Below are 24,613 nucleotides of genomic sequence, written 5' to 3'. Positions count from 1 at the left end.
TGAACAGCTAAAGGAGGAATTGGGGTGAGGGTAGCTTCAATTATTGTGGGGCTTATCGGTGTTGGCTTCGCAGCGGTAACGGCCTGGATCCAACACACGGGATTTCATGGAACAAAAATTTATGGGTCGGCTCTCGGAACCCTTGGCACAGCTGTATTGGCTCTCATCGGGGTTCTGCTGATTTCCCTGTCGCTGCGCATCGGCGTGTGGATTGTTTTTTTAGCGGCTGTGGTCGGAGCGGTCTTTGCTTTAATTCTATGGGAGCTTTCCGGTAGTTTCCTGTTTGTTTCAGGAATCCTGGGATTGATTGCAACTCGCCGCATCAGCGACGAGAAGCAGTCCACAGCCACGACGAAACCGTAACCAAAGCCAGAGCGATGCCGGCGTTGAGATCAATGCCGGTTTGTTCTGGTGCTGACAACGACTGTCCAATCCACCAGACGAATAATGTCCACAGTGTGAGTACTACACCCAGCCAAGTTGTCCTCCGTTTCCATCCAATTACCGCCAAAAGTATCGGAACGAACGCAAACACTGCATTCCAAATGACGCCTGACCCGGCAAGTTGCTGAGACCAGAACAGTGTGGAAGGATCCAGAGCGTGTGTGCGCGGTCCGTGAAGCGAGTATTGAAGCAGACCTGCAATGGCAGGCTTTGTCCAGTGCCCGGCCACGGGAACCAGTTGCCACAGTCCGCCGATGAACCAGTAGGCGAGGATCATTCTTCGATTGACGGCCGGAAGTCGTCCTTCCCAACCATCAGGGGAAAAGAGCAAAATCACGGCTGCGAAGACAAAGAACACAGCAGCGCCGGGACTTCCGTGTAAGTATGACGGAGAGCCGGAAAACAATCTGCCGAAGCCCTCGCCAAAGGCCCAAATAAAGACGGACCACAATATCGACAGCCAGAGACCGCCCTTTCCCCAGATTTTATCTTTTCCGACGAGGATTGCAGACCCAATGATTAACTGGATAAACACTGACCAAATGTTGTTGCGAATGGGGTGTGCCGCAAACGCATCGATAGTCATCTGGAGTAAGTGATGGACCCAGGGCGGCTGAGCATAAAACGCAGGCTGATGTAACAGTGATGACTTGGATGCGATGACGATATTTGCTCGCATCTGCAAGATGCCGTTGACGAGCCAAGCAACTCCAAGACCATACCAGAGAATTGTGCGACTCAAAGGCTCTTTGACACGGGCCGCTTTTGCTGCCTTGGCCTGCGCTGCACTGCTGGCTGCATTTTCGTCAACCCATCTGGACATAATGGCCATAAAATATACCATCGCAAGCTTTAATGCGACGAGAAATGCGACAATTAATACAATATCTAAGAGCGTTCCGTAGTAGTTGTGCAGAACGGCTTGCGTTTGACTCGAAGTCAATGGAACCCCCCCTTATGCGCCGGTAACAAGTTACTTTCAAAATGCCGCAGGACGAAGTGTTTTCGCGGCACCGTTTTAACCTCTGTCTAAAGTGTGTCAAAAATGTGACTGTAAAGCAAGCGTCTGGTTTCTCTATTCGTACACTCCACAGATTCAGGCGGTCTTATTTGTATATTTCACTAGTTCAAATGGACTAAACTTGATTGATAATTTTGGGTCTGCACTTTCCCGTCGCCAAAAGTTACGCTATTCGTGAAAACGAAAACAGCTTACCTACACGAATCCGCGCAGGTACGCGGGTTGTACAAGATTGAGGAATTTTTGTAACTCTCAGACGGCGCGGCGAGCGTATTCGGTGGCGCGACGTCACTAGAGTCAAACTATGCCGAGGTGATCACCATGAGCTTATGCCAAGAGGGTCTTGATTGCGTCTGGGGAAGAAGGTACGAAAACACCATTATTTGCTCCATGCCACACTGTCCAATGGTTCGCTTGCGCTCAGGCAACGTCGACAAGCTCCGCAGGGAGTTTATCGCGCACGCAAAGCAGGGACCAGACATTGGTGAATTCGATGTGGATGCCATGGTGAGCACGACGGTAGGTGAAAACGATGCAGGTGATGGCATTGTCTGATACTGATGAAGACTTGCGCGAACCGCTGCGGGAAAAACGGCGTAAGCATCCCTTGCAGGTTCATCGTGCGTATAAGGGGCATGTTGAGTGCCCCGTACGCGGGTATGTGGATATGGAGTTTTGCTTCTACTGCAAGTTTCTTGAGGTACTCGACATGGACCGAAAGGTACCTATTGTGGCTTGTCGAAGAAGTCGAGATGACGTAACCCGAGAAGAATTGGTAGCCTATGAACGGCTTTCCATTCTCGAATTGGCAGAAATTTTGGGCAATGTAAGCGAAGCGTGCCGTGAACACGGCATTTCACGAAGACAGTTTTACGACTATAAGCACCGTTATGAAAAGTATGGACTCGAAGGTTTAAAAGAACGGCGTCGGAGCAGGCGTCGCAGACGCATTAACACGTTTCTCCGAAGCCTGTAGGACCCGCTGGTTTCGGCGGGTCCATTTCCCTTTAGCTTCAACATACCTCATTAGTGCCCCACTCCAGTGTTCCACTCCGTCTGCCGCACCATTCCCCCGTTCAATCCTATTATCAGCATCTGTTTTGGTTGAAGTGGGCAAGGAAAGCTGAAACACCTAAATTCTGTTCACCAATCAGAGTGCCGGAAGGGAGTGGAGGACCTTATATTTTTTGCACGCAGGGAAAAATTGGACTAGCTCAAACTGTACAGAGATAGTACATACGGACTAGTTCGAATTATAAAAAAATACAGTATGTCATGCTCTGCCGATAGGTTAGCAAGGGATGTACAGTGAGTCTGTAACGAGTCATAGAATTTTTACATTTCACTATTGAACTGAAGGGGTGAGACCGAGTGCATATTGTCGTTTGTATTAAGCAGGTTCCTGACAGCCGCGAAATACGAATTGATCCCAATACAAATACCCTGATACGGCAAGGAGTCCCAGCAATTGTAAATTACTATGATTTGCATGGCTTGGAGGAAGCTCTGCGACTGAAGGAAGAATTGGGAGCACGCGTTACTGTCATAAGCATGGGCCCGCCTTCCGCGGACAAGGCACTTCAGCAGTGTGTTTCGATGGGGGCAGACGAAGGTGTTCTGGTCAGTGACAGAGCATTTGCTGGCGCGGATACGCTGGCAACGTCGTATGTGCTTGCCATGGCAATACAGAAAGCCGAAGACGAGTGGGGCCCTGTAGATTTAATTTTTGCCGGAAAGCAGACGCTTGATGGAGATACCGGTCAAGTTGGGCCTGGAATCGCCTGCCGTCTTGATTGGGACCAACTGACCTATGTGCAAAAAGTGGAGAGTGCAGATCCGAAAACCAAGGAGATTGTCGTTCATCGACACTTGGAAGACGGGGTAGAACGTGTCAAGGCTAAAATGCCAGTTCTCATCACGGCTTTAGCTGAGTTGAACAAACCGCGTCGGTCAAGTCTTCCTGGAATTTTAAAAGGTGTTCGCTACTCTCCAATTGTCTGGACGACAAATGACTTCGAAGATCTCGACCGTACAAAAATTGGACTGAGCGGTTCTCCTACCATCGTTGGAAAAACGTGGGTTCCTGAGACGAAACAGGTGGAGACGGAAATGATTGAGGCAGAAACTTCCCAGGCAGCTGTCGAAACACTGCTGGACCGTCTGTATGAGACAGAACTGCCGACAAAACTCGGTTGGGGATTGGAAGTGTAGAAAGTGGCAGAAACCAAAAAGCGTAAGAAAAAAATGATTGGATTACAGCCGGAAGGCGACATCGACTGGTCAAAATACCGCGGCATTATGGTTGTGGTGGAGCAGAGAGACGGAACAGCTAAGAGTGTTTCGTGGCAATTGCTGGGAGAGTCCAAACGCATGGCAGAGAAACTCGATGCCCCGTTGATGGCTCTGGTCATCGGTCACAATGTGAGACACATTGCCGAAGAAGCCATTGGCTATGGTGCGGACATCGCGTATCTGTGTGATTCGCCGGAATTAAAAAACTATCGCACAAGACCGTACAGTCGTATTTGTCTGAATGTCATTCGTGAATACAAACCGGAGATTGTACTCTACGGTGCAACGTACACGGGTCGCGACCTGGCAGGGGCGATTGCCACTCACCTGCCCACAGGGCTGACGGCTGACTCAACGATGCTTGACGTCGACGAGGAGCGGTTGTTGCACGCAAGCCGGCCAGCGTTCTCGGAAAAGATGATGGCCACCATTCTGTGCAAGCAATTCAAGCCGCAGATGGCAACAGTTCGATCCGGTACCTTTGAAGCTCTGCCGTTTGATAAAGACCACAAGGGCGAGATTATTCCGGTTCAGCCAGTCTTGAAACCTGAGTCCATTGACACAGAAGTTCTTGAGTTCATTGAAGCGACAGACAGAGTTGATTTGGAAGACGCTCAGGTGATTGTTGCTGGCGGCAGAGGTATTGGCGGGCCGCAGGGTTTTGACGTGCTTTCAGACATGGCAAAGGAATTGGGCGGTACTGTGGCAGCAACGCGAGCAGCGACGGATGCCGGTTGGATCGATCACGCTTATCAGGTGGGGCAAACGGGATCGACGGTGCGTCCCAAACTCTATATTGCGGTAGGAATATCGGGAGCGGTGCAGCATGTGGTCGGGATGCAGAACTCAGACTATATCATTGCTATTAATAAGGACCCGGAGGCACCCATTTTCAAAATCGCAAACTATGGAATTGTAGGCGATTGGATGGATGTTATACCTGCCTTAAAGGCTGCTTGGATGGAACGCAAGCAAAAACAGGTAGCAAATCCGGTCTAAACATGCAAGGCCAAAAGAGGTGGGTTGACAATGGCAGAGGAAAGATTTGACGCAGTAATTGTTGGCGCAGGTCCGGCTGGAAGCATCGCAGCCTATACCATGGCCACTCAGGGGTTGAAGGTGGCATTAATAGAACGGGGAGAATTCCCTGGCGCCAAGAACATTTTTGGCGGTGTGTTGTACCGCAAACCGCTGGATGAGATTATCCCTGAGTTTTGGAAGGAAGCACCTTTGGAGCGAGCCGTTATTGAACAGAATATGTGGCTTTTGGGCAAAGACAGTGTAGCCAAGATGGGCTACCGCAATGAACAGTACAAAGAACCCAACTGTTGGACCGGACTGCGGGTTAAATTCGATGCGTGGTTGGCTGGAAAGGCAGTGAAGGCTGGAGCAGTCCCGGTCTATGAGACTGTTGTAACTGAATTGTTGAGGGAAGAAGGCAAGGTTGTCGGTGTTCGCACAGACAGGGATGACGGGGATTTGTACGCGAACATTGTTGTTTTGGCAGACGGGGTCAATTCTTTGTTGGCAAAATCCCTGCTCGCACATAGAGAATGGCAGCCTGACGAGGTGTCTCTTGCCGTGAAAGAGGTCATTGCTCTGCCTCGGCAGACTATCGAAGACAGGTTCAACTTGGAAAAAGGCGAGGGTGTAACCATTGAGTTAATCGGTGAAACCCACGGTATGGCCGGACTTGGATTTTTGTACACCAACAATGAAACGCTGTCCTTGGGTGTCGGCGTTATGGTTAATGATTTGAAAAAGAAACATATTAAGCCTTATGAAGTACTTGATGGTATCAAACAGCATCCTATGATTCGCCGTCTTATTCAAGGTGGAGAAGCAAAGGAATACTCGGGCCACTTAATTCCAGAAGGCGGCTTTAACTCGATGCCCAAAGTGGCAGGAGACGGTTGGATGATTGTCGGCGACGCCGGTCAGATGGTCAATGCGGTACACCGCGAGGGTACCAACTTGGCAATGACATCCGGAAAGATGGCGGGTGACACCGCGGTTCTTGCGCACCAACGCGGAGACTTCACTCTGCACACTCTGTCTGAATACACCAGGGCTGTTCGTGAGTCCATCATTCACAAGGACTTGAAGAAATACAAGGGTGTACATGGACTGCTGAGCGACGACAAGGCAGATATGATGTTTGGCGAACTTCCGCAATCTATCAACAACGCACTGTATGATTTCTTCCTGTCGGATGGAGTACCTAAGAAAGAAAAGCAAAAGGCAGTGTTTAAGCAAGTGCGTCAAGCCACAGGAGGAAACATGGAACTCATGCGCTTGGCCATGAAAGGATGGAGGGCGATGAACGGATGAGCCAGTCAATTGAAGAACGTTTATTCGCGATTCGTTACAAGGCGGATGAAAAATCCCATTTGGTGATACGCAACCAGGATGTCTGTGCAAACTGTGAAACGAAGGACTGCAACTATTTCTGCCCTGCAGATGTCTACTTGTGGCATGACGACGAGAGTATGACAAGTGTGGCATTTGAAAACTGCATTGAATGCGGAACATGCCGTATTGGTTGTTCTGCAGGTAACATTGAGTGGGTGTATCCAAAAGGCGGCTACGGGATTACCTACAAGTTCGGGTAAGCGTCAGTCGAGCTTTCGCAGTCGAGCTTTCGCAGTCGAGCTTTCGCAGTCAAGCTTTCGCAATCAAGCTTTCGCAATCAAGACAGTGTAAATGAACTGGAGTAAGTGACTAGAGTTGAACTAGAGTAAATGAACTAGAGTAAAAAAGTAAATTGGGGTAAGGAAGTTCGGAACGGACCGTACGAGCACGGAAGCGAGCACGGAAGCGAGCACGGAAGCGAGCTCAGAAATTTCGCGTTGACTCTTTCGGTGAACCACAGCTCCCTCATGGGCCGTCTGATAATGGGGCTGAGATTCAAAGTGTCATGCACCGAAGCGGACCAGGAGGGGTCGCCATGATGGAAATTCATTCTAACAAGGAACGCTATGTGAGAGCGGTGCGAACAAGGAACAAGGTTGAATTCTCTTGCTTAGAGTATTTTCTGGATGACATGTTGCGATCCGAAATTTCGTCGGTACGGATAGATGTATTTGATTCGGTTCAAGCGACGGAATTGTCATTTGTGTACTATGTCACCCTAACCTTGTTTGTCACTGCTCAGAGTGATTTTGAACACACGATTTATGAATACACAGAGGAGGTAGACACCTCTACGAACACTGAGCCTCACATTACCGACACACAAGTTCTTGAAAAGGGGAACCGGCGTATAGAAGAACTTAAAAAATGGTTCTCTGAAAAGGGGTTTGAGGTACGGAGCGGACGTTTTGTCGAGATTGTGTAGCGGTACGCAGGAAAACAGGGTATAGGAGTAACGGGTAAACGCCGAGTGTGTGTGAGCAACTCGGCGTTTTGTAATTTTTAGGTATTCAAACACATATTCAACCTGGTGTAATCCTCTTCATGCCTCGTGATATACTGGAAGCAAATTGAAGGGTGATTGGAAGGATTTAAGCTTGGAAGGATTCGGGGGAGGCCAACTTCATGTTAGTCGGAGCGGTAGATGGAGGGGGCACCAAGACCAAAGCTGTAATTGGTGACGACAGCTGCACGATTTTGTCGGAAGCAACGGCTGGATGCGGCAATCATCAGGTTTGCGGCGTGCAACAGTCTGTAACTAACGTTGGCTTGGCTTTGCAGACTGCTCTCGCGAAACTCGGTAAAAGTGAGAGAGATGTCACATATGTGCACTACAGTCTGGCTGGCGCAGACAGACCGGAAGATATGGACCTGTTGAGAGATCCATTGCAGAATCTGGGATTCGCCCGTTGGGGGCTGACAAGCGACGCTTGGAGCAGTCTGCGTTTGGGTACAGACCAAGGCAATGGAATCGGCATTGTGTGCGGTACAGGAACGAATGCTGTGGGTCGAAATGCATTTGGCAACGAGATTCAAGTCGGCGGATTCGGCTATCTCCTTGGTGACCGTGCCGGCGGCGAAGCATTGGCCCGATGCGCGTTTCATACGGCTGTTCGGTCCTTTGAAGGCAGAGAGGAGAAATCCCTTCTTACGGAACTGTTACCACTCAGCTTTGGGAAAGACAACATGATGGACTTGATTCAATTGGCTCTTGATGAAGGGTGGGAAACGGTTCCCGCCAGTCTAGCGGAAATTGTGCATAGCGCAGCTGACCAGGGAGACGTTGTGTCCATCTCACTTCTTCAAAATATGGGTCTCGAGTTGGGGAACGCGGCCGTCGCCGTTTTTCGAAAGCTGGGCGGGTGGCCGGCGGGGGTGGTCGTGCCTGTTGTGCTAACGGGATCGATAGTGCAGAGCGGACGGAACAAAGACTTGTTGGCAAAATTGGAGAGTGTGGTCACACAAAGCATTCCAAACGCTGACCTCCGCATTCCGACTTTCTCTCCTGTAATGGGGGCACTAATGACAGCCTGCGACAGCGTTGGTTTGAACGGCTTGTCGCCAGCTTGGGACAGGGTTTCGGATATTCTCAATAAGCATTAGGCTTGGGACTAAAGGAGACCACGCAAGGACAAGAGTGGCCATGGAGATGGAGAAGAGTGACTATGGAGATGAAGAAGAGGAGTGAAGACGTGTCTCGACAATCAATCAAGGTTGCAGTAATCGGCGGCGGTTCATCCTACACTCCCGAGTTCATTGACGGCTTGATTCAAAACTACTCCGAGTTTCCTGTTAAAGAAGTTGTACTGGTGGATGTAGATGAAGGCAAATCAAAATTGGAGACGGTTACGGCTCTTGCTCAAAGGATGGTTGCAACAGCGGGAGTTCCAATTCAAATCTCTTCGACTCTGAATCGTCGAGAAGCCATCCTTGGTGCAGACTTTGTTACAACACAACTGCGCGTGGGCCAATTGCAAGCGCGTGTGATAGACGAGCAAATTCCTCTCCGGTATGGCTGCATTGGGCAGGAGACAACGGGAGCTGGAGGATTTTCCAATGCTCTTCGCACGATCCCCGTCATCCTCGATGTCTGCGCAGACATTGAAGAACTTGCACCGGAGGCCTTCTTACTCAACTTTACCAACCCGGCAGGCATTGTTACTCAGGCTGTGCAACAGTACACGAATGTGAAGTGCATTGGACTATGTAATCTCCCCATTAATACACAGATGCAGATTGCAAAAATGCTGAATGTAAAGCCAGAGGAAGTAAATACAGAAACAATTGGAATTAATCACTTGCACTGGATCACAAAAGTGTTGGTGCAAGGTGTTGACAGAACACAAGACATACTTAATCTGCTCTCTACCGGAACAGACGGTGACGTTGCGAACATTCCTGATTTAGCATGGGACCAAGAGTTGCTTCAAAGCCTGGGTGCAATACCCTGCAGCTATTTGCGTTACTACTACATGGCAGACGAAGTTTTGGTCGAATTGCAGAAAGACTATGAGAGTACGGGTACAAGAGGTCAAGTGGTCCAAAAAATTGAACGAGAGTTGTTTGAGCGTTACCAAGACGAAAACTTGACGGAGAAGCCCAAGGAGCTTGAACAACGGGGCGGGGCTTACTACTCATTGGTGGCCGTGAATTTGATGACATCTATTCACCAGAATCGGCGTGACATCCAGACAGTCAATGTCCAAAACAATGGGGTCATTCCGTTCTTACCTGACGACTCGACGGTCGAGGTAAACTGTGTCATTGATTCGGGTGGAGCGCATCCGGTGCAGCTCAGTCAACCTGTGTCTCCGGCAATCCGCGGGCTGTTACAAGTCGTAAAGGCGTATGAGGATTTGACAGTGCAAGCAGCAGTAACGGGTGATACGACATCTGCTTTGAACGCCCTTACAATTCATCCGCTAGTACCGTCCTTTGCTGTCGCGAAGAAGCTGCTACAGGCACTTCTTGACGCTCACGGACAATGGCTTCAACAGTTCCAATGACAGGCAACCACTCACTGTAACAGTTTTCTGAGAGGGAGGAAGTTGTTGATGGAGATTCCAGCAGACTTTTGGCTTGGGGCAGCTACGGCGGCATATCAAATTGAAGGGGGTGCCAAAGAGGGCGGGCGCGGCACTTCGATTTGGGATGTTTTTAGTCACCAGCCCGGCACAACAGACCGTGGGGATACAGGTGATGTCGCCTGTGACCATTATCACCGATATGAATCAGACATCGCTTTGATGAAAGACTTGGGCCTTGATGCATACCGTTTCTCAATTTCGTGGCCCCGCTTATTTCCAAATGGATCAGGCCGCATTAACACGGACGGTGTAGATTTCTACAGGCGTATTCTGGAAGGTTTGCAGGAGGCCAGTATTCGTCCTGTTGTGACGTTGTATCATTGGGACCTGCCGCAGAAGTTGCAGGATAATGGAGGCTGGATGAACCGGGATACTGCTTTCCGATTTGCGGAATACGCTGATGCTGTATTTCATCGTCTCGGCGAGAGTGTGCAACTGTTCATTACGCTGAACGAACCCTGGTGCAGCAGTGTCCTCGGACACGTTACAGGAGAACATGCTCCAGGTGTTCAGGACTACAGTTCAGCGCTGGCAGCCTCCCATCATCTTCTGCTCGCGCACGGTACGGCTGTCCAGGCATTTCGCGAGTCTGGTCTGGACAACGCCAAAATCGGCTTGACAAATGTGCTGACGCAAGTTCGACCCGCGTCACAGACAGCGGATGACACGAGTGCCGCTGTGAAGGCAGACGTGCTTCTAAACCGATGGTTTTTGAATCCGGTCTTAAGAGGCAATTATCCAGACCTGCTTCACCAACTTGGCATCCATCAGGTTACCCGTCAAGGTGACACGGACATCATTTCTCTTCCCATAGACTTCCTTGGTGTTAATTACTACCACTCTGTTTTCGTTCGGAATGACCCTGACAATCCCCTGACCGGATTTGCGATGTTTGAATCAGGCGATGAGCGCACAGACATGGGGTGGGGAGTTGATGCAAAAGGTCTGTATGAAGTGATAACCAGAGTTGCAGCTGATTATGGTCCGCTGCCAATTTACATCACGGAAAACGGAGCCGCGTTTGAGGATCATCTGAATGCCGGGGTTATCGACGACCCAAAGCGCATTGCGTATATTCGCAGCCACTTGGCCGAGGTTCTGCATGCAAGGGCAGACGGAGTAGATGTCCGTGGATATTTCGTGTGGTCACTGATGGATAATTTTGAGTGGGCGAAAGGGTATTCGAAGAGGTTTGGACTCTACTACGTTGATTACGAAACACAAGAACGTTTTCCTAAGGCCAGTGCCAACTGGTACAGGGATGTTATTACTACCCGTCATCTCAAATGACTTGAGATGACGGGTCGGTGTCCTTACCTCTGCTTACATGTCTGCCGCATCGACGTTACAGTGCAGGTGCATGGGCGTAAACACTTTTAATGCCTCTCCCTCACTGGTTTGAACGGAACTGCCGTACTGTTTTGCTTTTGCCGAGAGGTACTGCGAATAAAAAGGCCAGATAGTCTCCGGAAATTGACTGTAATGGGCTTGAACAGCGGCTACCTTTTTGTCCCAGACGTCAGCCACATCAATGATGGTATTGGGCTTGGAGGTAAATCCGAATGCAATGGCCTGAACAGAATAAGGTTCTGCTTGAGCCTGCGCGTCAATGTTCCCCATTCCGCTGAACAGGACAGCCGCTGCTGCGGCGAGTCCGACGTTTCGATGTGCAGGGTGCGCCTCGTAGGGCAACCACGGGTCAACGGTGATGACTGTGTCTGGTTGCAGGCTGCGAATGGCGGAAATCAAGTCGGACTGCAAGGCGTCTAGATGGATATAGTCCTTGTCCGGATAGTCAAGCCAGATGTAGTTTTTCACACCGAGGATATCCCCTGCTCTAGTCTGCTCTGCACGCCGAGTTGCAGCTAGTTTCTTCTCGTCCGTTGCTGTGGTGGAGCCGGCACTTCCATCTGTTACGGTAAGGTAGGTAATGTCCGCTCCCTGAAGAGCGAGTCGAGCGACGGTTCCGCCCGAGGCAACGTCTATATCGTCAGGGTGAGGTTGAATACACAGCACTTTTTTAGCGTCAAGCAAATTTGGAATTGGCATTAACGCTGACAAGGAATCCAGGTTCATCTTTTCTACTTCCTTTCTAGTCGAATCAGACGTGGTTTAAATACCATTGATTATTTTAGCACTGTGACGTCTCTTGCAACGCTGGTCTGCTGGTCTGAAAAGAGTCGCAACAAGCTAACTTGGCAGTGATTGGGACTGGCTAAGTTCTTCCTGCACCGCCTTTACGCGCTGTTTTCGCAACGGGTAGCCAATAAAAAAGGCAATTCCCATGACGATTGCCACAAACGGGATGGCGGTAATCATCAGTCGAAATCCCCACAGTGCTGACGCAGATTGGACACTGTCAGCCTTGTATCCCGTCATGACCAGAACAAACGCCGTCACAGCAGCCTGCAAGGGTGTTCCCAAGCCGACGATAACGCCGTGAATGCTGTAAAACATGCCCTCCCTTCGCCGTCCTGTGTGCAATTCATCTTCATCAATAACGTCAGATATGAGTACGTCCGTCAGCATGAGAATTCCGGACAGACCGACACCGAGCAGAAGTCCGCTTAACACAGCTCCTAAAAATGTGGTTGCAAAAATAAACGGTATGAGGGCCAGAGCAAACAGACAAACAGCTATAATTGTTGTGGTAAATGCCCCTAAGCGAGGTACAATGAAGCCCCAAACGTAGACTAGGGGCAATGCGACGGCTAAGGTTCCCAGTAAAATCAGCGACTGCTGTGTACCGGACAAGTGCAAGTTGTATTTGGCGTAGTAGGAAAGGTCTGCCGTCAGCATGGTAAACGCGAATTGTACGAAAAACCGCATACCGACAAAAGTAATGAACGAGCGATTCACCAGAGTGTATTTAAGCGCCTTCATTACGGGCAGCGCGATTTCCGCAGGCTGGACCTGCGTCGCGTTTCGCTGTTCTTCTCTTCTCCGCTTTAACTCCATGCTCGGAAACGTGGTAAGAAGCGTTGCGATGCTGAGGATTCCAAAGACTACCCCCATCAAGGGCCAGCCGATAGCAGATGAAATCATTCGAGGCAATGCCAGACCTGCAATTAAACCCAGAATACCAAACATCTGCTTCCAAGCGGATGCATAAGCACGTCTTTGGGAGGACTTGAAGAGTTCGGGAAACAGCGCGGACCAATTCACCATCGTCAAATTAAACAGTGTATCGTACAGGATGGAAGTAACGAAGAAATAACCTGTGAATAGCAGAACGTGTGTTGGTTTAAAGGGCGCCAGCCAAACAAGCATAAACGCAATTCCCAGAGGGACCGCGCCATACACAATGAAGGGGACACGCCGGCCCCAACGAGAAGTTGTGCGGTCTGACAAGTAGCCTAAAAACGGATACAGCAGTGTTGCGTAGATGGCCTGTATGGTTGCCGCAACACCAATCCATTCCGGGCTTCCTTGCAGGTAATCTGTATAATAGAACTGCACATATGTAGCAAACGCGAGACTGACCAGGTTAGCAGGGATGGAACCGCTGGTGTAAGAAATAATCTTTCCAGTTTCTTTCATACTCGGTCTCCTTTGGTGTGTTCGTAACATCTATGTGACTTGAGGTGTATGTGACTTAGATGTATGTGACTTAGATGGTACGAGCAAATCCGATGCTGTGAGTTTTTATATAATGGCGTATATTCGCGCCAATGCAGATAAATTCCTTTCAGTTCAGATAAATGTCAATGTGCTTTGGAAAGAGCTTCAGCACGCAGCCAGCAGCTAACAGCCAGCAGGAGGATTACATGATCCGTTCGACGCAAGCGTTTGGAATCATTGCCGTATTGATTGCGAATCTGATTTGGTCAGGAAGTTTTCCCGCAACAGCGATTGCCACGAAACACATTCCGCCAATGTTTTTAACCATGGTTCGACTGGGGACAGGCGCTCTGATTCTAGTTCCGTTTCTTCGTCTGCCAAAGGACAACCGCTGGGATAAGACTTCAGTGGGTCTAGCATTTTTGTTAGGGGGGCTGGGCTTTACAGTTCCCGTATACTTGGAAACGAAAGGACTGGCTCTTTCAACACCGGCTCTTGCAGCGATATCGATTTCAATGGAACCGTTGTTTACTGCGATTGTTGCAGCGGTGATGTTGCATGAGAGAGTGCCGTGGAGACGGCGACTGGCTCTCTTCATTGCCTTTCTTGGCGCTTGGGCAATCGCTGATTTTCCGCGTCCGGGTAAAACAGGGTATCTTACAGGAGATTTACTGCTGTTGATGGCTGTGTCATTTTATGGATTTTATAACGCTTTTTCTCGACGGCTGATTGAACGCGTACCCGCTTCGGCCGGGGCAGCGGGTACGCTACTAACAGGTTTTTTGGTCAGCGTCCCGGCCTGGTTCTTCACTGGCGCAAAAATCCCCCAGCAAATGACAAGTGCTGACTGGATGAGTCTGCTTTATCTAGCCATCATATCCACAGGTGCCGCCTATCTGTTGTGGATGTTGGTTCTTCAGCGGATTCAAGTCTCTGTGGCGGCGCTGTTTTTGTATCTGCAACCCGTCTTTGGTGTGGTCTTGTCAGTCGTAATGGTCGGCACTCGGCCGAGTTTCAGTTTTTATATCGGCGCCGTTCTAATACTCTTGGCAATTTTTCTCGGACGCCAGCAGGCACGCGACAAGGCCCCCCCTCAACAACCGAACATTTCGGCCTAGGTTAGGGTGGTTAGTGCCTCGAAAGATCCCTATTGGCGGAGAGGCGGTGCGATAGGGATCGCAAGGATCCCTAATGCCCCCTTGGCCGAGGCATTAGTGTCATAAATGGACACTAATGTGGGGGAGGCACAATGGAGCGTGGGTGTTAGGGAGCAACGGGATCCCTATTGTAGACGGCCTGTTGGTGATAGTGATCGAATCGATCACTATCATGTGGCGGGTGTTGTAATAGGGAGCAAAAGGATCACTAACCGACGGCGCAGGCGCCTGCACCGACTCTGCACCCACTTTGTCCGTCACAGCGGCTGCCAAATTCATTCCATCATTAGGGTGTAACTTCAATTTCAGTTGACTAATGGCAGTTTACCACTCATTTTTTCGTTCGAACGCATTGCCTGCGGTGGCTGGGCTGGCAATTAGTGCCTCGAAAGATCCCTATTGTCGGAGAGGGGGTGCGATAGGGATCGCAAGGATCCCTAATGCCCCCTTGGCCGAGGCATTAGTGTCATAAAAGGGCACTAATGTGGGGGGAGGCACAATGGAGGGTGGGTGTTAGGGAGCAACGGGATCTCTATTGTAGACGGCCTGTTGGTGATAGTGATCGAATCGATCACTATCATGTGGCGGGTGTTGTAATAGGGAGCAAAAGGATCACTAACCGACGGCGCAGGCGCCTGCACCGCCTCTGCACCCACTCTGTCCGTGGTAGCGTCTGACAAATTCATTCCATCATTAGGGTGTAACTTCAATCTCAGTTGGTTATTAGGAATTACCGCTGGTTTCTTCCTTCCATCCCGCTGATCTCCCGGCCCATCCGCGGGTCGGGCTTGGCGGTATGGCGCTAAGATAGTGCTAAGATGGTGTTAAGTTAATGGTAAGCCGATAATTGACCTGTTACACTATAAGCAGCTATACGACGAGATAAAGGAGTGTACAGATATGGAATATCGCAGCCTTGGCCGGACTGGAATTAAGGTCAGTGAGCTCAGCTTTGGAACATGGGCGATTGGCGGCGCCTGGGGCTCAGTCAATGACAAGGAGTCGTTAAGGGCATTAGCGGCCGCTATGGATGAAGGCGTCAACTTTTTCGATACAGCGGATGTCTATGGTGACGGGCACGCTGAGGAACTGCTTGCACAGGCGACACGAGGACGGGATGACATCTATATTGCCAGCAAGTTCTGCCGTGGCGCAGATATTGAGAGCGAAGATACATACTCGAAAGACGCAGTGCGGAAATTCTGCGATGGAAGTCTGCAGCGATTGCAGCGCGAGCAAATTGATTTGTACCAGATTCACTGCCCTCCGAAGTGGGTGATTGAGAGAGGCGAAGTATTTGAAGTTTTGGACGCTCTTCAGCAGGAAGGAAAAATCCGGGCTTACGGCGTCAGTGTTGAGACAGTTGATGAAGGTCTGGCAGCGTTGCGTTACCCGGGAGTACAGGCGTTACAGGTGATATTCAACATCTTCCGGCAAAAGCCCATGCAAGAACTGTTTCCCAAAGCTGCAGCGCGCAGAGTAGGTATCTTGGCACGGGTTCCTCTTGCCAGCGGTCTTCTGACCGGAAAATTTACTGCGAAACACCAATTTGAAGAAGATGACCACCGCAACTTTAACCGGGATGGACAAGCGTTTAATGTCGGCGAAACGTTTGCGGGCCTTCCCTTTGAAACGGGAGTGCAACTGGCACAGGAACTGGATTGGATCTCCTCAAATCGCGACACAATGACGCGTGCCGCACTGCGTTGGATTCTTGACGTGCCGGAAGTCACTTGTGCAATTCCGGGGTTTAAGAATTTACAGCAAGTAGAGGATAATTTGGGCGCAACCAAGGTTGTTTCCTTCTCTGAATCGGAGAAGGCAAAGCTTAACGATTTTTACAACGAGAAGGTCAAAGACGAGATTCGCGGCCCATACTAGGGTCGGTTTGGCCGCAAAATCAGGAGCCAGTCAGTGGCACTGCCTGCCGCTGCTTGCAGATGGACGCTGCATTCTGTATACTTTCGCATAGAATGCGACGGAGCAACGGAACAACGGAGCAGGTTGCAACGGATTACGTTGTAACGGAGCAGGTTTGTAACGGAATCGGTGTAAAGTGAATGGCGAAGAAAGGGAGAGTACCAAAGCAGCGTCCATGACAGAGAGGTCAGCCTTGACTGAAAGCTGACTATGGAGCGAGTTTGGGAAGTTCACCCTGGAGCTGTCGTACTGAAAGCAATGTAGGAGAACAACGGAAGTGTTCTCACTATGGTCTTACGCGAGTAGGTTCGACCGGATGCCAAGCCGTTATCTTGGAGCTGAGTGGGTTCAGACCGCACTAAAATTCAAAGTCGCGTCTGAACCAATGAGGGTGGTACCGCGAGCAATTCGTCCCTTTTGACGAATTGCTTTTTATTTTGGATGGCTGAGATTCAATGGCTTCTCGCTCATCACCTGACAGAACAGAAGGAGGATCAATTGTGGACGTAGCGGCGTTACAAGGTGAGTTACACTCACTTCAAGATGGAGCCCTTCAGGCATTACATGAAATTCGAGAGCAAGCCGTAAGGGGCAAAATGGATTTAAGGACTCTGGATGACTGGCGCGTACAGTATTTAGGGAAAAAGGGTCAGTTGAGTCAAATTTCAAAACAGATGGGCAAATTAGCAAAGGAAGATCGGCCCGTACTCGGCCAAAGCGTCAATCAAGTCAAGTCAGAATTGGAAACAGCTCTTGAGCAAGTACAAAATGAGTTGGAGCAAGTCGCCTTGCAAAGGCGGCTCGACGCGGAGCGCGTTGATATCAGCCTGCCCGGGAAGAAACCGTTTCACGGGAGCCTCCATCCCCTTACGCGGATTGTCCAAGAGATTGAAGATGTGTTTTTGGGAATGGGTTTTACCATTGCCGAAGGACCTGAAATAGAGACAGACACGTACAATTTTGAAATGCTGAATGTTCCCAAGGACCACCCTGCGCGGGACATGCAAGATACGTTTTACTTGACAGAGGAACTGCTGCTTCGGACCCAGACTTCACCAATGCAAGTACGGACCATGGAAAGCATGCAGCCGAATGCTCCCATCAAAGTGATTGTGCCAGGGCGTGTGTACCGTCGTGACGAAGACGACGCGACACATTCTCATGTATTCAACCAAATTGAGGGACTGGTCGTGGATAAGAACATCCGCATGAGCGATTTGAAAGGTACACTTGAACAATTTGCGAGAGCAGTGTTTGGGAAAGACCAACAGGTGCGACTGCGTCCGAGCTATTTTCCTTTCACGGAGCCCAGTGCAGAGGTAGATGTCCGGTGCACCAACTGCGGAGGCAGCGGCTGTCGTGTCTGTAAACATACCGGCTGGCTGGAAATCCTGGGGGCGGGAATGGTGCATCCGAACGTCCTGGACGGCGCCGGTTATGACAGCAAGATTTTCAGCGGCTTTGCGTTTGGAATGGGACCAGAACGAATTGCAATGCTGAAGTACGGCATTGAAGACATTCGCCAGTTGTACCAGAACGATTTGCGGTTACTGCGGCAATTTTCGAGAATATGAGAATACACCAGGCTGTGAGGAGGATATAGAATGCGTCTGTCTTACCAGTGGCTGGAAGAGGTCGTAGACCTGGAAGGGGTCTCCCCTGAAGAACTAGCCGAAAAACTGACGAATGCAGGTATAGCGGTGGACGCCGTAGAGCCGCGCGTTAGCGAAATAAAGGGATTGGTTGTGGGCCTCGTCGTTGACTGCGCCCCTCATCCGGACGCGGACCGGTTGAATGTGTGCCGCGTTGATGTCGGCCAAGAAGAACTGCTGACCATCGTGTGCGGTGCACCGAATGTGGCAGCGGGGCAAAGAGTCCCGACGGCTCTTGTGGGTGCGAAACTCCCGGGGGGCAAAATCAAGAAGGCGAAGCTGCGCGGTATTGCATCTGAGGGGATGCTTTGTTCGGCCGAGGAAATTGGACTTGAGATAAAATGGCTGCCAAAGGAACAGACCACCGGGCTCTACATTTTACCCGAGGATGCTGAAATCGGAGCAGATGCTGTGAAACTGCTGTGCCTCGATGACACGATTCTCGAACTGGATTTGACTCCAAATCGTGCTGACTGTATGTCTTTGCGCGGACTCGCTTATGAAGTCTCAGCCATTCTTGAACGTCGTGTCATGTTTAAGGAAGATGTGGAGGTCGAGCAGAAACCAGGTCCTGCTCCTGTGACAGTAGAACTGACTACAGCTCTTTGCAGTCGCTACGACGCGTTGGCGATGCACCTGGAGGATACGTCTAAGTCTTCTCCGCTGTGGATGCAAATGCGCCTCTTGGCAATGGGTGTTCGGCCTATCAGCACCGTTGTTGACGTCACCAACTACGTCATGTTGGAATGGGGTCAACCTCTTCATGCGTTCGATCTCGATGAAGTGCACAATCAGACCATCGTTGTCCGGCAAGCCCGTGAAAATGAACAGATTGTGACGCTGGACGGTATGACCAGAGAACTTACGGCTGACACCATTGTGATTTCCGATCCCGATAGAGCCATAGGTGTTGCAGGGGTCATGGGTGGCGAAAATTCGGAGATTACTGATGGTACGACAGAAATTGTGATTGAATCTGCAGCCTTCAATGCTCCCAGTGTCCGTCGGGCAGGTCAACGACTCGGACTTCACTCGGAAGCACAGCAGCGTTTTGAAAAAGGAATCGATTCGGCGGCCGTTCGGGGCGCATTGCTGAGGACTCAGCAACTGCTGGAGCAATTTGGTACAGCTGCAGCCGTCGGATCGGTTGTGAGTGAGCTGAATACAGACCGTGAGAATGCCTCTGTGAGTGTTGGGTTCTCTGTGGACCGCTGTAATCAACTCTTGGGAACAGCCATCTCTGCGGATGATATGGAATCGATTTTTCGTCGTCTTCGCTTTGAGGTTCAAAGATCGACACCGACAAGTTGGCATGTGAGCATTCCCAGCCGACGCAAAGACATTGGGATTGAAGCAGATTTAATTGAAGAAATTGGGCGCATTTACGGTCTCGATGAAATCGTCTCAACGTTAGTGCAAGGAGCGACGACCGTGGGTGTGAGGAACAAAGCGCAGCAAGTGAGAAGACGTGTGCAACGGCTTCTCTCCGGCAGCGGTATGAGTGAGGTACTGACATACACCTTCTCACACCCTGACAAGATGGATGCACTGCGGCTGGATGAACACTCTGATTTGCGACGAATGATACCGCTGCTCCGTCCTATTTCCGAGGAACGTACGGTACTGCGCACACACATGCTTCCTGGATTGGCAGAGGTTGCAGCCTATAATGTGGCTCGCCACGTTCTGGGCGGCAGGATTTTTGAAATTGGGCGCGTGTATAGACCTCTTAGGCTCCCGTTGAGAGAGCAGCCGACGGAAACCATGCAATGGGCTGGTTTATGGTTTGGTCAGAAAGAGGGTGCAAACAGCAGTAAGGGTAAGGTGGAACACTATGACTTCTTCGACGTCAAAGGGATTGTAGAGGCTTGGTTGGAAGACCTGGGATTGTTGTCTGTGGCAGCGTTTCAGCGGGGTCAGTCGCCTTGGTTTCATCCTGGCAGAAACGCAGAGGTTGTGGTCGAAGGTATGGTAGTAGGCAGTTTTGGGGAACTCCATCCAGAGACCGCTGGTGCCTTTGATTTAGGAACAGCGCTCTATGCAGAGTTTCAACTGGATGTGGTTGTTGAGAAAGTGTCACTGGACTGGAATGTTACTCCGTTGCCGAAGTTTCCATCCTCACGACGAGACCTAGCGGTCGTAGTCGCACAAGAGGTGGAAGCCGGTGAACTCCTCTCTGCAGCCAGTGCTGCCGTGGAAGCAGTTCTACCAGACACACTTGAGACGTACCGTGTATTCGATGTCTACATGGGTGAACATGTTCCTGACGGCATGAAGAGCGTTGCAATGGCCTTTGTCTTTCGGGCCAAAGACCGGACATTGACTGACGAAGAAGTGGATGAAGCCGTGCAGAGTGTTCTCGAGGTGTGGAACAGGGAGTATCATGCACATCTGAGAACATAAGCGAAGACAGATGAAAGGTTAGTGTGTCGAGTTTCTCTGTGTCCGCTTTGCGGGACCCCATGAACTGCGATAGAAGAATCGATGCACGTGTTTGTAGGATTTTATGCAGGAGTTTCGTATAGAAAGACGAATTATGCAAAGCGTGAGTCTCTCTGCAGTGGAAGCTTTTGACGGAACGTGAAGCTTCCGAAGAAATGTGAAGGTTTCTACGCAAAGAGAGCGGCATGAAGGGAGAATTGTGTGATGGCTAGCCGTGATGACGTCAATCGCCTCCGTGTCACCATTGCGGGCACAGAGTACACCCTTAGAGGCGATGCATCTGTCGAGCAAATGCGCACTGTAGCAAATAAGGTGGACGAACTCATGACTGAGATTGCGCAGGCCAATCCACAATTGGATGAGAAACGTGCCGCAGTTTTGACTGCTGTAAACATTGCTGATGAATTGTACCGGCTGCAAATCCAATACGACAGTCTTCTACAGCTGTTAGATGAGCAAACTGATTCAAACAAATAGTGTACGGCTCACGGACATTGGGAGCGTGAAGAGTGTGGATCTGCTTGATCTCATTATCGTCATCATTGTTGCCTTAGGAGGCTGGAACGGCTATCGTATCGGCTTGATCCGTCAAATAACGCGACTGTTTGGCGCTGTTCTTGCTTATTTTCTTGCTCGCTGGCTGCAGCCGTATATTGCACCTGCAATCAAGACGATGCATCTCTTTCCAAAGCAGAACAACGCGTTTTTAAATCAGTTTTTGGGTAGTTTCGACAATGCAGCGGCTTTTGCAGTGGTATTCGTTATTTCCTTTATACTGTTGCGTTACGGTGTAGGGCTAATTGATACTTTGTTTCAGCTCCCTGTATTGTCAACCGTGAACCGACTGGCGGGTCTGGTCGCGGGGCTTATCTTTGCCATTGTATTCGTCTACGTGGGGGCCCTTTTGGCCAGCTACATTCAGCAGCCTAGTGTCCAATACCAAGTGCACAATTCGGCTGTCATACAGTGGCTGAAGGGCAAGACGGTCAATCAAATTTTGCATCAAACAACGCATTCAGGTTCGAGTTCGAGTTCAAGTTCAAGTTCAAGTTCAGGTTAACCGTGTATTGACACTTTGGCCTGCACGAAAGTCACACTAGGGCTGCAGAAGTCACCTATATACAAACAGAGAAGCCCTTCTAGAGGGCTGCTCTGTTTGTAATGACAGCACGACAGCCGTTCCAACTAGAAGAAACTGAAAAACTGCCTTAGTGAACCCTTCGCTCCGCCCTCTTTCTAAATTCAGTGGGAACAAACAAGTCAATTATCCCGATGACAAGTGATGCAAGCAAGGCTCCTACCAACGTGACACGCATTCCCGGTACGAACAGTTGGCTCAGATATAGCACCACAGCACCTGACACGAATCCGATAAGACCGCGTCCGTAGGGAGACATGTGTCGTCCAAACAAGGCTTCAATGGCCCAGCCCAGCAGTGCGATGACCACAGCAGCGACCAGTGCGTTCCAAAACCCGAGCAGTGTAAACCCAGGAACCAGAAAACCGGTGAACATGAGAACCAGGGCAGATACAATAAATCTCACAATGGTACCTAAGAACATAATGAGGGCCTCCTTTCTGCATGTGCTGCCCTTATTATGTACAGGTCGGAGAATTCAAATGTGTTACAATGAGTGGGATTTTGAACTCGGCTGCTGAAACGAACTTTTTACACGCATTACACGCATTACACGCAGAAGCCGACAGCACAGCAGACGAAGGTGGTAGAGTGATGGCGGAAGACCGGCACGCACACGCCATAAAAATACTTGAACTGAACAAAGTGAGAGCGCAAATCAGCCGCTATGCAGCTTCCAGTTTGGGGAAGGAACTGGTAGCCGATATTGCACCGTTATCTGCACTCTCTGATGCTAGACGCGAGCTTGATGCGGTAGACGAGGCATTGCGAGAGACTTTTCGCATGGGTCCCCTTCCATTTGGGGGGATTTCGGACGTGCGGCCCTCTTTGCGCAAGGCGGCTATTGGCGGTGTTCTCAGCCCACAAGCGCTTCTTGCGTTAGCCAACTTTTTATATGGAGGACGTCGTGTTCGACAAGCAGTCTTGAGTGTTGATGAGACCATCGAGTATCCGATTCTCCGGGAACAGGCCGATTTGATTTATGATGCGCGTCAAGTGGAACAAGAACTTCGAAAAGCCATTTCCGATGAAGCCACCGTTCACGACGGTGCCAGTCCGACACTTCGCCAGCTTCGTAGTCAACGAAGACAAGCGGAGGCCAAGGTACGGCAAACTCTGGAGCAAATGCTGAGAAGCCACCAAAAAATGCTGCAAGAGCCTGTCATTACGGTTCGCGGCAACAGTCTGTGCTTGCCCGTTCGAGTAGAGCATAAGAATCAAATTCGCGGAATTATCCACGATTACTCTGCCAGCGGTGCCACCGTCTTTATTGAGCCTGCGGCAGCCGTTGAAATCAGCCACCGCGTACAAGAAATTTTGTTGGAGGAAGAGCGCGAAGTCGAGCGTATCCTGCAACAGTTATCCGCGCTGGTCGCTGGCGTTTCTGACCAGTTGGAAACGAACGCAGAAGTGTTGGCCCGGCTTGATTTATGGTTTGCGAAAGCTCAATATGCTAAGGCGGAACACTGTGAAAAGCCGGTTTTAACAACAAACCGAGTTTGGAAACTGCGAAGTGCAAGGCACCCGTTAATCAATCGCGACGAAGCAGTGCCCCTCGACCTTACCATCGGTGAGAGCTACAGCATGGTTGTTGTAACAGGCCCCAACACAGGCGGAAAGACGGTTGCGTTGAAGACCATCGGACTGTTGACGCTTTTGGCCATGGCCGGTTGCTTCGTACCTGCTGCCAATGGAAGTCTGATTGGTTGGTGTGACACCGTTTATGCAGACATTGGCGATGAGCAAAGCATTGAGCAAAGTCTGTCGACCTTTTCCTCGCATATGCGCAACATTGTTTCGATGCTTGAACGTGTTTCTGACACCAGTCTCGTTCTCCTTGATGAACTTGGTGCGGGGACCGATCCCGCTGAAGGAGCCGCCCTTGCGATTGCCATCTTAAACGACTTGCACGTACGAGGCTGTTCAGTCATGGCTACAACACATTATGCGGAACTAAAGGCGTATGCGTTTCAGACGAATCACGCTGTTAATGCAAGTGTCGAGTTTGATGTGGAGACCCTTCGACCGACCTATCGGCTGCTCGTGGGTGTACCAGGGCGCTCTAATGCATTGGCTATAGCCCATCGATTGGGACTTCCCGAGTCTGTTATTGACGATGCACGAGGCCAATTAAATACAAGAGATGTGCACGTAGAGGACCTGATTAGGAAAATGGAGGCAGCTTATCGCGAGGCGGATACAGCGAGAATGGAGGCTGAGGCGGACAGAGCCACAGCCGACAAACTGCTAAGGGAGTCACAGGATCGGTGGCAGGAACTACAGGACAAGGAACGGGTCTTACTGCAAGACGCTGCAACAGAGGCACAGGAGATACTGAGCCGAGCCAAGACTGAGGCGAACCGCATCATTACAGAGCTCAGAAAGGAACACCGGAACGGGCAGTTGAAAGACCATCAGTTGGTAGAGATGCGCAAGGCGCTCGAAGAGGCTATGCCTGACTTGCCCCGTGCAAAGGCTCGTACAGGACAAGCAGGACAGACAGGAGCGCTGGAACCGGGTGCAATCGTTCGTGTCCTGAGTGTGGGTCAGAAAGGGGAGGTCTTGGAAATTTCTCCGAACCGCAGGGACGTCGTCGTGCAATTAGGTGCTCTAAAAACGAAGGTCAAGACAAGCGACCTTGAGGTCCTTGAGAGACCCAAATCAACGCAACCGAAAGTCAGCGTGTCACGAGGGACTTTCGCAAGGTCAATTCCCCTTCAACTGGACGTCAGGGGAATGTCAGTAGAAGAAGCCATACCCGTAGTTGATAAGTACCTGGATGATGCAGTTGTGTCTCATATGGGCAGAGTTACGATTATTCACGGAAAAGGCACAGGTGTGCTGAGAGACGGTGTTCGTAAGCATCTGTCTTCTCAAAAGCAGGTTTCGTCGTGGAGTTCGGGCGGACCCGGCGAAGGCGGAGACGGTGCCACAGTCATTGATGTGGCGCTGTAGCCTGTGACTTTGGTTGGAAACAATGTGCAGCA

21 protein-coding genes, 1 pseudogene and 1 other annotated feature are annotated in these 24,613 nt (G+C 50.4%); of the genes and pseudogenes, 18 read left to right on the top strand and 4 right to left on the bottom strand.

Annotated elements, in window-relative coordinates; genetic code table 11:
* Positions 1-24 precede the first annotated feature (24 nt).
* Complete coding sequence (locus GI364_RS16125) at positions 25-363, top strand: hypothetical protein (RefSeq protein ID WP_198850263.1); 339 nt, start codon at positions 25-27, stop codon at positions 361-363.
* Here GI364_RS16125 and GI364_RS16120 read toward each other — a convergent pair.
* Entirely contained in the window at positions 323-1,387 is a 1,065-nt protein-coding gene (locus GI364_RS16120; protein ID WP_198850262.1) for a hypothetical protein, read from the bottom strand. The two genes, GI364_RS16125 and GI364_RS16120, sit on opposite strands and share 41 nt — an antisense overlap.
* Before the next feature lie 399 nt (positions 1,388-1,786).
* Between GI364_RS16120 and GI364_RS16115 the strand changes: the two genes are divergently transcribed.
* The 10 genes and pseudogenes from GI364_RS16115 to GI364_RS16070 all read left to right on the top strand — a co-directional run bounded on the left by GI364_RS16115 (position 1,787) and on the right by GI364_RS16070 (position 11,046).
* A complete protein-coding gene (locus GI364_RS16115; RefSeq protein ID WP_198850261.1) occupies positions 1,787-2,020 on the top strand; it encodes a hypothetical protein in 234 nt (77 codons plus the stop codon).
* A 217-nt stretch (positions 2,021-2,237) separates the two neighbouring features.
* A pseudogene (locus GI364_RS25460) lies at positions 2,238-2,402 on the top strand (helix-turn-helix domain-containing protein); the annotation flags it as partial.
* Positions 2,403-2,836: 434 nt separating this feature from the next.
* Complete coding sequence (locus GI364_RS16105; protein WP_198850259.1) at positions 2,837-3,676, top strand: electron transfer flavoprotein subunit beta/FixA family protein; 840 nt, start codon at positions 2,837-2,839, stop codon at positions 3,674-3,676.
* Positions 3,677-3,679: 3 nt separating this feature from the next.
* Complete coding sequence (locus GI364_RS16100) at positions 3,680-4,756, top strand: electron transfer flavoprotein subunit alpha/FixB family protein (protein WP_370541790.1); 1,077 nt, start codon at positions 3,680-3,682, stop codon at positions 4,754-4,756.
* A gap of 30 nt (positions 4,757-4,786) precedes the next feature.
* On the top strand, positions 4,787-6,088 hold the full coding sequence (locus GI364_RS16095) for an FAD-dependent oxidoreductase (protein ID WP_198850258.1): 1,302 nt from the start codon (positions 4,787-4,789) through the stop codon (positions 6,086-6,088).
* Positions 6,085-6,369, top strand: a complete 285-nt coding sequence (locus GI364_RS16090; protein ID WP_233095830.1) for a ferredoxin family protein — start codon at positions 6,085-6,087, stop codon at positions 6,367-6,369. Before GI364_RS16095 ends, GI364_RS16090 begins: the two co-directional genes overlap by 4 nt.
* A 335-nt stretch (positions 6,370-6,704) precedes the next feature.
* Positions 6,705-7,094, top strand: coding sequence for a hypothetical protein (locus GI364_RS16085; protein ID WP_198850256.1), 390 nt, complete (start codon positions 6,705-6,707; stop codon positions 7,092-7,094).
* Between the two features lie 200 nt (positions 7,095-7,294).
* Entirely contained in the window at positions 7,295-8,272 is a 978-nt protein-coding gene (locus GI364_RS16080) for an N-acetylglucosamine kinase (RefSeq protein WP_198850255.1), read from the top strand.
* Positions 8,273-8,334: 62 nt separating this feature from the next.
* A complete protein-coding gene (locus GI364_RS16075; protein ID WP_304503163.1) occupies positions 8,335-9,675 on the top strand; it encodes a 6-phospho-beta-glucosidase in 1,341 nt (446 codons plus the stop codon).
* Between the two features lie 48 nt (positions 9,676-9,723).
* Positions 9,724-11,046, top strand: coding sequence for a GH1 family beta-glucosidase (locus GI364_RS16070; RefSeq protein WP_198850254.1), 1,323 nt, complete (start codon positions 9,724-9,726; stop codon positions 11,044-11,046).
* 33 nt (positions 11,047-11,079) lie between these two features.
* On the opposite strand, the gene GI364_RS16065 is transcribed toward GI364_RS16070, so the two are convergent.
* Both GI364_RS16065 and GI364_RS16060 read right to left on the bottom strand, forming a co-directional pair.
* The gene (locus tag GI364_RS16065) at positions 11,080-11,832 is read right to left on the bottom strand and encodes a PIG-L deacetylase family protein (protein ID WP_198850253.1); all 753 of its coding nucleotides are present in this window, start codon (positions 11,830-11,832) and stop codon (positions 11,080-11,082) included.
* A 114-nt stretch (positions 11,833-11,946) separates the two neighbouring features.
* Entirely contained in the window at positions 11,947-13,296 is a 1,350-nt protein-coding gene (locus tag GI364_RS16060; RefSeq protein ID WP_198850252.1) for an MFS transporter, read from the bottom strand.
* A gap of 227 nt (positions 13,297-13,523) precedes the next feature.
* Here GI364_RS16060 and GI364_RS16055 point away from each other — a divergent pair, with 227 nt between their 5' ends.
* The 6 genes from GI364_RS16055 (at position 13,524) to GI364_RS16030 (ending at position 21,548) form a co-directional block, all read left to right on the top strand.
* On the top strand, positions 13,524-14,435 hold the full coding sequence (locus GI364_RS16055) for a DMT family transporter (protein ID WP_198850251.1): 912 nt from the start codon (positions 13,524-13,526) through the stop codon (positions 14,433-14,435).
* Positions 14,436-15,374: 939 nt separating this feature from the next.
* Positions 15,375-16,355, top strand: a complete 981-nt coding sequence (locus tag GI364_RS16050; RefSeq protein ID WP_198850250.1) for an aldo/keto reductase — start codon at positions 15,375-15,377, stop codon at positions 16,353-16,355.
* Between the two features lie 176 nt (positions 16,356-16,531).
* Positions 16,532-16,813: a binding site (T-box leader), on the top strand.
* Positions 16,814-16,990: 177 nt separating this feature from the next.
* Positions 16,991-17,968, top strand: coding sequence for a phenylalanine--tRNA ligase subunit alpha (pheS, locus tag GI364_RS16045; protein ID WP_233096180.1), 978 nt, complete (start codon positions 16,991-16,993; stop codon positions 17,966-17,968).
* A gap of 30 nt (positions 17,969-17,998) precedes the next feature.
* Entirely contained in the window at positions 17,999-20,449 is a 2,451-nt protein-coding gene (gene pheT, locus GI364_RS16040) for a phenylalanine--tRNA ligase subunit beta (RefSeq protein ID WP_198850248.1), read from the top strand.
* Between the two features lie 243 nt (positions 20,450-20,692).
* The gene (locus GI364_RS16035; RefSeq protein WP_198850247.1) at positions 20,693-20,965 is read left to right on the top strand and encodes a cell division protein ZapA; all 273 of its coding nucleotides are present in this window, start codon (positions 20,693-20,695) and stop codon (positions 20,963-20,965) included.
* Positions 20,966-20,999: 34 nt separating this feature from the next.
* Positions 21,000-21,548 (top strand): CvpA family protein, encoded by a 549-nt coding sequence (locus GI364_RS16030; protein ID WP_198850246.1) that lies wholly within the window; start codon positions 21,000-21,002, stop codon positions 21,546-21,548.
* 148 nt (positions 21,549-21,696) lie between these two features.
* Here GI364_RS16030 and GI364_RS16025 read toward each other — a convergent pair whose 3' ends face one another.
* A complete protein-coding gene (locus GI364_RS16025) occupies positions 21,697-22,050 on the bottom strand; it encodes a phage holin family protein (protein ID WP_370541789.1) in 354 nt (117 codons plus the stop codon).
* Positions 22,051-22,220: 170 nt separating this feature from the next.
* Here GI364_RS16025 and GI364_RS16020 point away from each other — a divergent pair, with 170 nt between their 5' ends.
* Positions 22,221-24,581 (top strand): endonuclease MutS2, encoded by a 2,361-nt coding sequence (locus GI364_RS16020; RefSeq protein WP_198854066.1) that lies wholly within the window; start codon positions 22,221-22,223, stop codon positions 24,579-24,581.
* Positions 24,582-24,613: the final 32 nt, after the last annotated feature.

The organism is Alicyclobacillus sp. SO9 (assembly GCF_016406125.1).
In the GTDB taxonomy this organism is placed as follows: Bacteria; Bacillota; Bacilli; order Alicyclobacillales; family Alicyclobacillaceae; genus SO9.
This window is presented reverse-complemented; position numbering and strand designations above follow the sequence as displayed.

Coding starts and splice junctions, on each gene's coding strand:
- GI364_RS16025 (WP_370541789.1), bottom strand. CDS start 22,050: ATGTTCTTAGGTACCATTGTGAGATTTATTGTATCTGCCCTGGTTCTC.
- pheT (WP_198850248.1), top strand. CDS start 17,999: ATGCGTCTGTCTTACCAGTGGCTGGAAGAGGTCGTAGACCTGGAAGGG.
- GI364_RS16075 (WP_304503163.1), top strand. CDS start 8,335: ATGGAGATGAAGAAGAGGAGTGAAGACGTGTCTCGACAATCAATCAAG.
- GI364_RS16050 (WP_198850250.1), top strand. CDS start 15,375: ATGGAATATCGCAGCCTTGGCCGGACTGGAATTAAGGTCAGTGAGCTC.
- GI364_RS16020 (WP_198854066.1), top strand. CDS start 22,221: ATGGCGGAAGACCGGCACGCACACGCCATAAAAATACTTGAACTGAAC.
- pheS (WP_233096180.1), top strand. CDS start 16,991: ATGGATTTAAGGACTCTGGATGACTGGCGCGTACAGTATTTAGGGAAA.
- GI364_RS16095 (WP_198850258.1), top strand. CDS start 4,787: ATGGCAGAGGAAAGATTTGACGCAGTAATTGTTGGCGCAGGTCCGGCT.
- GI364_RS16055 (WP_198850251.1), top strand. CDS start 13,524: ATGATCCGTTCGACGCAAGCGTTTGGAATCATTGCCGTATTGATTGCG.
- GI364_RS16080 (WP_198850255.1), top strand. CDS start 7,295: ATGTTAGTCGGAGCGGTAGATGGAGGGGGCACCAAGACCAAAGCTGTA.
- GI364_RS16065 (WP_198850253.1), bottom strand. CDS start 11,832: ATGAACCTGGATTCCTTGTCAGCGTTAATGCCAATTCCAAATTTGCTT.
- GI364_RS16060 (WP_198850252.1), bottom strand. CDS start 13,296: ATGAAAGAAACTGGAAAGATTATTTCTTACACCAGCGGTTCCATCCCT.
- GI364_RS16115 (WP_198850261.1), top strand. CDS start 1,787: ATGAGCTTATGCCAAGAGGGTCTTGATTGCGTCTGGGGAAGAAGGTAC.
- GI364_RS16085 (WP_198850256.1), top strand. CDS start 6,705: ATGATGGAAATTCATTCTAACAAGGAACGCTATGTGAGAGCGGTGCGA.
- GI364_RS16090 (WP_233095830.1), top strand. CDS start 6,085: ATGAGCCAGTCAATTGAAGAACGTTTATTCGCGATTCGTTACAAGGCG.
- GI364_RS16070 (WP_198850254.1), top strand. CDS start 9,724: ATGGAGATTCCAGCAGACTTTTGGCTTGGGGCAGCTACGGCGGCATAT.
- GI364_RS16035 (WP_198850247.1), top strand. CDS start 20,693: ATGGCTAGCCGTGATGACGTCAATCGCCTCCGTGTCACCATTGCGGGC.